This window comes from Tabrizicola sp. T46 (assembly GCF_057219895.1).
Window position 1 is genome coordinate 484646 of sequence record NZ_JBXVVV010000002.1, and the last position, 9709, is coordinate 494354.

General features: G+C 66.4%; 10 protein-coding genes. 6 read left to right on the forward strand and 4 right to left on the reverse strand.

All coding sequences use genetic code 11. From position 1 onward, the window contains the following. Nucleotides 1-10: 10 nt before the first annotated feature. Genes AC2D9V_RS09955 through AC2D9V_RS09965 form a run of 3 tightly spaced genes read right to left on the reverse strand, consistent with a single transcriptional unit; the run spans nt 11 to nt 2193 of the window. Nucleotides 11-505 (reverse strand): lipocalin/fatty acid-binding family protein, encoded by a 495-nt coding sequence (locus AC2D9V_RS09955; RefSeq protein WP_484713917.1) that lies wholly within the window; start codon nt 503-505, stop codon nt 11-13. Beyond that, nucleotides 493-1092 (reverse strand): hypothetical protein, encoded by a 600-nt coding sequence (locus tag AC2D9V_RS09960; RefSeq protein ID WP_484713918.1) that lies wholly within the window; start codon nt 1090-1092, stop codon nt 493-495. Before AC2D9V_RS09960 ends, AC2D9V_RS09955 begins: the two co-directional genes overlap by 13 nt. Nucleotides 1093-1152: 60 nt before the next feature. Further along, entirely contained in the window at nt 1153-2193 is a 1041-nt protein-coding gene (locus AC2D9V_RS09965; RefSeq protein WP_484713919.1) for an aldo/keto reductase, read from the reverse strand. A 96-nt stretch (nt 2194-2289) separates the two neighbouring features. Between AC2D9V_RS09965 and AC2D9V_RS09970 the strand changes: the two genes are divergently transcribed. The 5 genes from AC2D9V_RS09970 to AC2D9V_RS09990 all read left to right on the forward strand — a co-directional run bounded on the left by AC2D9V_RS09970 (nt 2290) and on the right by AC2D9V_RS09990 (nt 6373). Further along, nucleotides 2290-2928: an ImuA family protein gene (locus tag AC2D9V_RS09970; RefSeq protein WP_484713920.1), complete on the forward strand. Its 639-nt coding sequence runs from the start codon at nt 2290-2292 to the stop codon at nt 2926-2928. Between the two features lie 97 nt (nt 2929-3025). Further along, nucleotides 3026-3598: a YceI family protein gene (locus tag AC2D9V_RS09975; RefSeq protein WP_484713921.1), complete on the forward strand. Its 573-nt coding sequence runs from the start codon at nt 3026-3028 to the stop codon at nt 3596-3598. Between the two features lie 3 nt (nt 3599-3601). Next, on the forward strand, nt 3602-4144 hold the full coding sequence (locus AC2D9V_RS09980) for a cytochrome b (RefSeq protein WP_484713922.1): 543 nt from the start codon (nt 3602-3604) through the stop codon (nt 4142-4144). A gap of 120 nt (nt 4145-4264) precedes the next feature. Then, complete coding sequence (gene metG / locus AC2D9V_RS09985) at nt 4265-5983, forward strand: methionine--tRNA ligase (RefSeq protein WP_484713923.1); 1719 nt, start codon at nt 4265-4267, stop codon at nt 5981-5983. Between the two features lie 216 nt (nt 5984-6199). Further along, a complete protein-coding gene (locus tag AC2D9V_RS09990; RefSeq protein WP_484713924.1) occupies nt 6200-6373 on the forward strand; it encodes a hypothetical protein in 174 nt (57 codons plus the stop codon). A 78-nt stretch (nt 6374-6451) separates the two neighbouring features. Here AC2D9V_RS09990 and katG read toward each other — a convergent pair whose 3' ends face one another. After that, nucleotides 6452-8620 carry a catalase/peroxidase HPI gene (katG, locus tag AC2D9V_RS09995; RefSeq protein WP_484713925.1) on the reverse strand — a complete coding sequence of 723 codons (2169 nt, stop codon included), beginning with the start codon at nt 8618-8620 and terminating at the stop codon, nt 6452-6454. 161 nt (nt 8621-8781) lie between these two features. Here katG and AC2D9V_RS10000 point away from each other — a divergent pair, with 161 nt between their 5' ends. Further along, nucleotides 8782-9669, forward strand: coding sequence for a hydrogen peroxide-inducible genes activator (locus AC2D9V_RS10000; RefSeq protein ID WP_484713926.1), 888 nt, complete (start codon nt 8782-8784; stop codon nt 9667-9669). Nucleotides 9670-9709 lie beyond the last annotated feature (40 nt).

The window sequence follows — 9709 nt, forward strand, 5'->3', positions numbered from 1 at the left end:
CGCCAAGTCTTCAGAAGGGTTGCAGCCGAGCCGAGACATAGCCGTTGAAGGCAAAGATCTCGGCCGCCGCGTCCAGCCGATCCTTCGGGATCGCCCCGCGATCAAGGACAAAGCCGAACTGGCCGGTGGGCGTGCCGACGGCAAGCGTCCGGTAGCCACTGTCGACCCAGAGAACCCACCAATCCGCCTGTCCGTCGACCGACAGCCGACCTGGACCGATGGGCCGCGCCAGCGCGTCGACCTTGCGCGCCTCGCCGTCGAGGCACAGCGTGCCCTTGACCGCAAAGCCACCGGGGGCAGGATCAACCGTGATAGCCCCGGACCTGCAGCCGCCCGAACTGGCGGTAAAGGCGGCCACCTGCTGCCAGCTTCCGGTCACCTGTGACGGGGCGAAGGCGGCCGCCGACCAGATCGGCGCCTCGGCATCCCGAAAGCCCGCGTCATCGCGCTGGGCTACCCCGCAGCCTGAAACCAGAAGGATCGCCGCAAGGGTCACTCGAAACATTGGGTTGCCCGTGCTCCGTTATCCAGAAGGATGTCATGGCAGCCCAGAAGCGGGTCAAGCGGCGAACAGGTGCCCGAGCGGGCAAGGCAAAGACCCTCGCACTGGCTTTCGCGGGTGCAGCGCTGGCCCCCGTCGCGGGTTGGCCGGATGCAGACCATCAGCCCGCCGCCGGTATCCTCCCAGCTGCCGCGCCTGCGCTCACATGCAATCTGCAGTTCGGACTTTGGGGGCGGCGGGGGCGCAACCTCGGCTTCCGCGGCTTCCGGCGCGGCGGCTTCGGCTGAGGTGGCTGCGGCCGAGGTGGCTTCGGTTTCGGTCACGGTCCCGGCAGCCAAGGGCTGCGTATCCGGCAACGGGGCTGCGACCTCGGTTTCCGGGGCATCTGCCGGCTCGGTCGCCGACATCGCTGTCGCTGTCCCGGCGGGCGGAGAGGCTGGCGGGGCATCCAGCGCGGTCACCTCGATCACGCCGCCGGTGACCGCATTGGGGGTCACATCGCCGACGCCCGTCGTGGTCGTGCCGGTCTGACAACCGGCAGCGAGGCCAGAGAGGACAAGCATCAGGCAAAGACGGGGCAGGAGGGACATCAGGCTCCTCGGGTCGCGCAGCCCTGATGTGCCCTGAACCGACCGACGCTGCAAGGCCGGTCAGTAAGGCGCGGGATAGGTCCGGTGGGTTTCCGCAATCTCGGCAAGGACTTCGGGCGAAAGGGTGACCGAGGCCGCGCCGAGGTTCGTCTTAAGCTGCTCCAGCGTCGTCGCCCCGATGATCGGGATTGCCGAAAAGGGCCGCGACCGGCAGAAGGCAATCGCCATCTGGCAGGGATCAAGCCCGTGCCGCGCCGCGATGCCAAGATAGGCCGCGACGGCCGGGAAGACCTGCGGCGTGATCCGCCCGCTCAGGTCGGCATTCAGGCTGCGGCGTGATCCTTCGGGGATGACGTCGCCTGCATACTTGCCCGACAGAAGCCCCGTCGCCAGCGGCGAGAAGGCGAGGAGCGGCATGTCCTCGGCCAGGCTCAGCTCGGCCCAGTCGGTGTCGAACTGCCGGCAGAGCAGGCTGTATTCGTTCTGGACCGTGGCCATCCGCGGCAGGCTGAGGGAGTCGGCCAGATGCAGCCAGCGGGCCGCCCCCCAGACGCTTTCGTTCGAAAGGCCGATAGCGCGGATCTTGCCTTCCACCACCAGCGCCTGCGCGGACAGGAGGATTTCGGTCATCTGCGCCGTCTCGGCCGCGCGGTCGATGCCGGTCGGGGCATAGGTCCATTGCTGGCGGAAGTGATAGCTGCCCCGGTTCGGCCAGTGGAGCTGGTAAAGGTCGATGTAATCGGTCTGCAACCGCCGCAGCGATCCCTCCACCGCCTCGCGCAGGCTTGCCCCGCTGATCGGTTGGCCTGGCCGCACGAACTGGCTTCTCCCGGTGATCTTGGTGGCGATCACCAGCCGGTCACGTCCGCCCCGCGCGGCAAGCCAGGTTCCGATGATCTCTTCCGTCCGGCCGACCGTCTCGGCCCGCACGGGGTTTACCGGGTACATCTCGGCCGTGTCCCAGAAGGTGACGCCATGGTCCAGCGCCATGTCGGCCTGGGCATGGCCATCGGCTTCCGTGTTCTGGGTGCCCCAGGTCATCGTGCCAAGACAGATCTCGGAAACCGTCAGGCCGGTCTTGCCAAGGGTCAGGGTCCGCATCTTGCCTCCTTTGTCAGGGCTGCAAGCTAGGGTGGATCGCAGCCGGGGCAAAGGGCCAGACTTGAGAGCGTAAAGTGAACAAGCTACCTTTCCTGCATGAGTCTGCCAATCCACCACCAGGCCGCACCGCGGCCCCGTGACCTGCAACCCCTGGCCGGGGACCTGACGCTGCTGCGGGGGCGGCTGCACGAGGTTTGCGGCCCGTCACGGATCAGGCTGGCGGCGGGGGTGATGGCGCGGTCGGAGGGGCCGGTGGTCTGGATCCGGCCCGGCTGGGGGCCGGAGCGGCTGAATGTGGCGGGACTTCAGCCGCTGGCCAACCCTGCGCGGCTGATCCTTGTGCAGGCCGACCGGGACGAAAGCGCCCTCTGGGCAGCGGAAGAGGCGCTGCGGTCAGGTGCCGCTCCGCTGGTGGTGGTCGAGACGACAGCACTTCTCGGCCTGACCCCCGTCCGCCGCCTGCATCTTGCCGCCGGCGCGGGGGCCGAGGCGGCGCATCAGGGCGGCGCGGTGCCGCCCCTGGGGCTTCTCCTCACACCGGGGCAGGGCGGCGCGCCGGGGGTGGAAAGCCGCTGGCACATGGCGCCCCTGCCCAGCCGGGGGCTTCTCTGGTCGGACGAGGCGTCTTGGGTCCTGACGCGCCTGCGCGCCCGGCTTGCGCCGCCCGCCCGCTGGCGGCTTGGCCGCAAGGGCGACGCGCCCGAGACGCTGGAGCGTCTGTCACCCGAACCCTGATTCCGGGACCCGCCCCGCCCGCGCTGGCCGACCGCACGACAGATTGATTACGTGCAGGCCGTTCTACCTGATAGGCAGGTGCCGGAAGGGGACCCCGATGCCCAAAGCCCTGCTCGCCGCCCTGATAGTCCAACTCGCGCTGGTCTTTCCGGCACTGGCGGCGCCGATCGCCTATCGGCTTGATCCCGAAGCCTCCACCGTCGCCTTCGAGACCGACTTCGGGCCCGACCTGATCACCGGCGCGATCCCGCTCAAGGAGGCGGACCTTCGGCTGGACTTCGACAACGCGGCCAACTGCACCATCTCGGTCACGCTGGACGTCTCCGGTGCCACCGCAAGCTTTCCCTTTGCTGCGCAGGCTCTGCGCGGCCCGAAGGTGCTGGATGCGGCGACCCATCCGCAGATGACCTTCGAAAGCACCTCGATCACTGGCGCGGGCGAAACCGCCGAGGTGACCGGCAACCTCACGATCCGCGGGGTGACGCGACCCGTGACCCTTGTCGCCCAGGTCTTCCGCCCCCAGGGCAGCGCCGCCGATGACCGCAGCCGCCTGACAGTGCGCCTGACCGGGCGCGTCAACCGCAGCGATTTCGGGGCGACCGGCTGGTCGGACATGGTGGGCGACGAGGTGCGCATCGTCATCACCGCCCGTATCGACGCGATAGGCTGACCCATGGCGCTTCGGAACGGTCCGGCCGAATTCGGCCTTGTCACCCGCCTTCTGCACTGGGGCACCGTGCTTCTTGTCGTGGCCCAACTGGCCCTTGGCAACCGGATCACCGAGATGCAGCCGGGCCTTTCCAACCTCTGGCTTTACGGGCTGCACAAGACGCTCGGCTTTGCAATCCTCGCGCTGGTGCTTGCCCGCATCGCCTGGCACATCGCCAGCCCGCCGCCCCCGCCCCTTGGCCCGCGAAACGCAGCCTTCTGGGGCGCACGCGTCGCGCACTGGTCGCTCTATATCCTGCTCCTCGCCATCCCGCTGACCGGATGGGCCGGAAGCTCCGCCACCGGCATCGACGTGATGATTGCCGATCGCTGGACTGTCCCGCCCCTTGTCGCTGCATCGGCGGAGGGCGAGGCCTTCTGGTTCCGCTTGCATGACATCCTGACCAAGGCGCTGTTCGGCCTTGTCGTCCTGCATATGCTGGGGGCGATGAAGCGCGAGATGGAGGGGGACGGCACCTTGACCCGGATGATCCGCGGCCGGCCCTGACCACGCCTTCTCTGCGAAAACGCGGCCTGAATTTTCGCAGAAAATTCGTGGGTCCCGCAGCGCTGGCCCTTTGCATCGGCTTGGGCTAAATCAGCGCCGGACTCACGCAAGGGCGCAGACATGGCACGCATCCTCATCACCTCCGCCATTCCCTACATCAACGGGATCAAGCACCTGGGGAACCTCGTGGGCTCCCAGCTTCCGGCCGACCTCTTCGCCCGCTTCAACCGCGCGATGGGGCATGAGGTGATGTTCATCTGCGCCACCGACGAACACGGCACCCCGGCCGAGCTTGCCGCCGCCAAAGCCGGGAAGCCGGTCGAGGTCTATTGCGCCGAAATGCACGAGGTGCAGAAGGACCTCGCCGCCGGGTTCCGCCTCTCGTTCGACCATTTTGGCCGCTCCTCATCGCAGCGCAACCACCGCCTGACCCAGCATTTCGCGGGCAAGCTCGCCGAGAACGGCCTGATCGCCGAGGTTTCGGAAAAGCAGGTCTTTTCCATCGACGACAACCGCTTCCTGCCCGACCGCTACATCACCGGCACCTGCCCGAACTGCGGGTATGAGGCCGCGCGGGGCGACCAGTGCGAGAACTGCACCAAGCAGCTTGACCCGACCGACCTCATCAACCCACGCTCGTCGATCTCCGGCTCCACCAATCTCGAAGTGCGCGAGACGAAGCACCTCTACCTGAAACAGCGCGCGCTCAAGGACAAGCTGGAGGCCTGGATCGACTCGAAGACCGACTGGCCGATCCTGACCACATCCATCGCGAAGAAATGGCTGAACGACGGTGATGGCTTGCAGGACCGCGGCATCACCCGCGACCTTTACTGGGGCATCCCGGTGAAGAAGGGCGACCAGCCCTGGCCGGGGATGGAGGGGAAGGTCTTCTACGTCTGGTTCGACGCGCCCATCGAATACATCGCCGGCACCGCCGAATGGGCCGATGCGAACGGCCATGACGACGCCGCCTGGGAACGCTGGTGGCGCACCGACAAGGGCGCTTCGGACGTCACCTATTACCAGTTCATGGGCAAGGACAACGTGCCCTTCCACACCCTTTCCTTCCCCGCAACGATCCTGGGGTCGGGTGAGCCGTGGAAGCTGGTCGACTACCTCAAGTCCTTCAACTACCTCAACTATGACGGCGGCCAGTTCTCGACCTCGCAGGGCCGCGGCGTCTTCATGGACCAGGCGCTGTCGATCCTGCCCTCGGATTACTGGCGCTGGTGGCTTCTCTCTCACGCGCCGGAATCCGCCGACAGCGAATTCACCTGGGAGAATTTCCAGGCCTCGGTGAACAAGGACCTTGCCGATGTGCTTGGGAACTTCGTCAGCCGCGTGACCAAGTTCGCCGTTTCGAAGTTCGGCAACGAGGTGCCCGCCGGCGGCCAGTTCGGCCCGCTCGAAACCGCGCTTATCGCCGATCTTGGCGCACGGATCACCGACTACACCGCCCACATGCAGGCGATGGAGGTCCGGAAGGCCGCCGCGGAACTTCGCGCGATCTGGGTCATCGGCAACGAATACCTGCAGGCCGCTGCCCCATGGTCGGTGGTCAAGACCGATCCCGCGCAGGCCGAGGCGATCATCCGCCTCACCCTGAACCTGATCCGGGTCTATGCCATCCTCTCCGCCCCCTTCATTCCCGATGCGGCTGCGGCGATGATGCAGGCCGTCGGCTCGGACGATCATGCCTGGCCGAAGGATGTGTCCGCCGCCATGCGCAGCCTTGCGCCGGGTCATGCGTTCACGGTTCCCGAGAACCTTTTCCGCAAGATCACCGACGAGGAACGCGCCGAATGGCAACAGAAGTTCTCGGGTGTGCGGACCTGACCCGGCATTGTCGCAGCGGGTTCCGTAGCGGCAAGCAGTGAACAATTTCCTTCGCAGGTGCAGAAACGCCGGCGGAACGTGCGAATTTCCGCCGATCATGGATCTGATCGGGAAGAAATTCCGCCAACTCCACGAACTCGGGGAACCGCGACAAGGCGCAAGGTGCTATCTTCGGCTCATCGGACCCGAGTCGCTGCCACCTCAGAGGAGCCCGAAATGACTGATGTGTCGCATACGCGCCAAACGGCGCCGTCGCGTACCAGATCGTTCAGAACCTATGCTGCCGTCCTTCTGTTCCTGTCCGTCTATGCCGGTGTGCTTGTCGTCGTCTTCGCACCGCGGGATATGATCTCGGCCGAAACCGGGGCAATCTTCGCCGAATCGGACTAGACCCAAGAAGGATGACGCCAGAATTGCGAACGGCCCGGGACGAAGGTCCCGGGCCGCTTCCATTTCGCGCGCTTCGCTTCAGCCCCGAAGGTCGAAGCGGTCTGCTTCCATCACCTTGACCCAGGCAGCAACGAAGTCCTTCACGAACTTCTCCTTTGCGTCGTCCTGGGCATAGACCTCGGCATAGGCCCGGAGGATCGAGTTCGACCCGAACACCAGGTCCGCCCGCGTCGCCGTCCACCTCACGGCCCCGGTCTTGCGGTCGGTCAGCTCGTAAAGGTTGGTGCCCTTCGGAACCCACTTGTAGGCCATGTCGGTCAGACCGGCGAAGAAGTCGGTGGTCAGGGCGCCCACGCGGTCGGTGAAGACGCCATGCTTGGTACCGCCATGGTTCGTCCCGATCACCCGCATCCCGCCGATCAGGCAGGTCATCTCGGGTGCGGTCAGGCCCATCAGCTGCGCGCGGTCAAGCAGAAGTTCCTCGGCCGAGACGGCATAGTCCTTCTTCATCCAGTTGCGGAAACCATCCGCCACCGGCTCCAGCACCTCGAAGCTGTCGGCGTCGGTATGGGCGTCCGTGGCGTCGCCGCGACCGGCGTGGAAGGGCACCGTCACGTCGAAGCCCGCCGCTTTCGCGGCATGTTCAACGCCGACATTGCCGGCCAGTACGATCACGTCGGCAACCGAGGCGCCTGCCGCCTTCGCGATCGGCTCAAGCACCGACAGCACGCGCGCCAGACGGGCGGGTTCGTTCCCCTCCCAGTCCTTCTGCGGCGCAAGACGGATCCGCGCGCCGTTCGCCCCGCCCCGGTTGTCCGACCCGCGGAAGGTGCGGGCCGAATCCCAGGCGGTGGCGACCATGTCCGAAACCGACAGGCCCGAGGCTGCGATCTTCGCCTTCACCGCCGCCACGTCCCAGGCGGTCGATCCCGCCGGCACCGGGTCCTGCCAGATCAGGTCTTCCTGCGGCACCCACGGCCCCAGATAGCGGACCTTCGGCCCCATGTCGCGGTGCGTGAGCTTGAACCAGGCGCGGGCGAAGGCGTCCGAGAACGCGGCCTGATCCTTTGCAAAGCGCTCCGAGATGGCCCGATACTTCGGGTCCATCTTCATCGCCATGTCTGCGTCCGTCATCATCGGCATCCGGCGGGTCTTGCCGTCCTCGACATCGACCGGCATGTCCTCTTCCCTGATGCCGATCGGCTGCCACTGCCAGGCCCCAGCGGGCGACTTCACCAGCTCCCAGTCATAGCCGAGCAACAGCTTGAAATAGCCGCCGTCCCACTTCGTCGGATGCGTGGTCCAGGCGCCTTCCAGCCCCGAGGTGATCGTATCGCGACCGACCGAGCGGGCAGAGTGCACCATCCAGCCAAGGCCGCCTTCCTCGATCCCGGCGCCTTCGGGTTCGGCCCCGATCCGGGCCGCGTCGTTGTTGCCGTGGGCCTTGCCGACGGTGTGGCCGCCTGCGGTCAGGGCAACGGTTTCCTCGTCGTCCATCGCCATGCGGGCAAAGGTCTCGCGCACGTCATGGGCGGTACGCAGCGGGTCGGGCTGGCCGTCAACGCCTTGCGGGTTCACGTAGATCAGGCCCATGACCACGGCGGCCAGCGGGTTTTCCAGGCTCGTCCGGTCTTCCTTGGACGGATAGCGTTCGTCCTTCAGCCACTCTTTCTCGGAGCCCCAGTAGACGTCCTTTTCGGGGTGCCAGATGTCTTCGCGCCCGAAGCCGAAGCCGAAGGTCTTGAGCCCCATCGATTCGTAGGCCACCGTTCCGGCCAGCACCATCAGGTCGGCCCAGGACAGGCGGTTGCCGTACTTCTTCTTGATCGGCCACAGCAGGCGGCGGGCCTTGTCGAGGTTGGCGTTGTCCGGCCAGCTGTTCAGCGGCGCAAAGCGGTGGTTCCCGGTGCCCGCACCACCGCGCCCGTCGGCCATGCGGTAGGTTCCGGCGGCGTGCCAGCTCATCCGGATGAAGAGGCCGCCGTAATGCCCCCAGTCGGCGGGCCACCAGTCCTGGCTGTCGGTCATCAGCGCAACGAGATCGGCCTTCAGCGCGGCGAAGTCCAGCTTCTTCACCTCTTCACGATAGTTGAACCCGGTCAACGGGTTAACCTTGGTGTCATGCTGGTGCAGGATGTCGAGGTTGAGGGTCTTTGGCCACCAGTCCGTGACCGTTTGGGTCGTCGTGGTGATCGCGCCGTGCATGACCGGGCATTTGCCCGCGCCGGGGATATCGTTTCCGTCCATCTTGCGTTCCCTCTTGCTGGATAGATGCCAGATAAAGTCCGCTTCGCCTCGCCTTCAAGGGTAAGGCGGCGCAGATCAACACCGGGCGATAATCTCTTTGGTAATGCAGCTGCCCGATAAAGGGAATTCGCATTTTCCAATGCATGCGATAAGTCAGGATTATGAACCGGATCACCCTCAGACACCTGCGCTACTTCGATGCCCTGGACCGCCACCGGCACTTCGGCCGGGCGGCCGAGGCCTCGTCGATCTCGCAGCCCGCCCTCTCGCTGCAGGTGAAAGAGCTTGAGGGCATCCTTGGGGCCGCATTGGTCGAACGGGGCGCGCGCCAGATCCGCCTGACCGCTCTGGGCGAGGAGTTCGCGCTCCGCGCGCGGGAGGTTCTGCGTGCTGTCGACGAACTTGGAACGCTGACGCAGGCCACGGCCGGGCCTCTCTCGGGACGGTTGCGGCTGGGCGTGATCCCGACCGTCGCGCCCTATCTTCTGCCGCAGGTGATGCGGCACCTTTCCAGTCAGCACCCCGCGCTCGACCTCCGCCCGCGCGAGGCGATCACGTCGAAACTGGTGCGCGACCTTGGCGAGGGGCGTCTGGATCTGGCGCTGGTTGCCCTGCCGGTCTCCGAGCCGTCGCTTGCCGAGCACACGCTCTTTGAGGAAGAGTTCCTGCTGGTGCGCCATGTCAGCGCTGGCGAGGCCCCGGTCCCCTCCCTCGCCGATCTTCCCGCCGCGCCGCTCCTTCTGCTGGAAGAAGGGCACTGCTTCCGCGACCAGGCGATTGCTGCCTGCAAGCTACCCCCAAGCCGGACGGGCGAGATCATGGAAGGCTCTTCCCTCTCGACCCTCGTCCAGATGGTCGGTGGAGGCATCGGGGCGACGCTGATCCCCGAAATGGCCGCAGCGGTCGAGACCCGCTCGGCCGAGGTCGTCCTGCACCGCCTGCCGGAACCCCGCCCCAAACGCAGGATCGGCCTTGTCTGGCGCCGATCGAACCCGCTCTCCGACCGCTATTCGGACCTGGCCGAAGGGTTGAGGACGACTTTCGCCTGAGCCTCCTCGTGCGACTTCGTCTTCTCGTCGGTTCCTGCAC

Coding starts and splice junctions, on each gene's coding strand:
- AC2D9V_RS09975 (WP_484713921.1), top strand. CDS start 3,026: ATGCCCAAAGCCCTGCTCGCCGCCCTGATAGTCCAACTCGCGCTGGTC.
- AC2D9V_RS09980 (WP_484713922.1), top strand. CDS start 3,602: ATGGCGCTTCGGAACGGTCCGGCCGAATTCGGCCTTGTCACCCGCCTT.
- metG (WP_484713923.1), top strand. CDS start 4,265: ATGGCACGCATCCTCATCACCTCCGCCATTCCCTACATCAACGGGATC.
- AC2D9V_RS10000 (WP_484713926.1), top strand. CDS start 8,782: ATGAACCGGATCACCCTCAGACACCTGCGCTACTTCGATGCCCTGGAC.
- AC2D9V_RS09965 (WP_484713919.1), bottom strand. CDS start 2,193: ATGCGGACCCTGACCCTTGGCAAGACCGGCCTGACGGTTTCCGAGATC.
- katG (WP_484713925.1), bottom strand. CDS start 8,620: ATGGACGGAAACGATATCCCCGGCGCGGGCAAATGCCCGGTCATGCAC.
- AC2D9V_RS09970 (WP_484713920.1), top strand. CDS start 2,290: ATGAGTCTGCCAATCCACCACCAGGCCGCACCGCGGCCCCGTGACCTG.
- AC2D9V_RS09990 (WP_484713924.1), top strand. CDS start 6,200: ATGACTGATGTGTCGCATACGCGCCAAACGGCGCCGTCGCGTACCAGA.
- AC2D9V_RS09960 (WP_484713918.1), bottom strand. CDS start 1,092: ATGTCCCTCCTGCCCCGTCTTTGCCTGATGCTTGTCCTCTCTGGCCTC.
- AC2D9V_RS09955 (WP_484713917.1), bottom strand. CDS start 505: ATGTTTCGAGTGACCCTTGCGGCGATCCTTCTGGTTTCAGGCTGCGGG.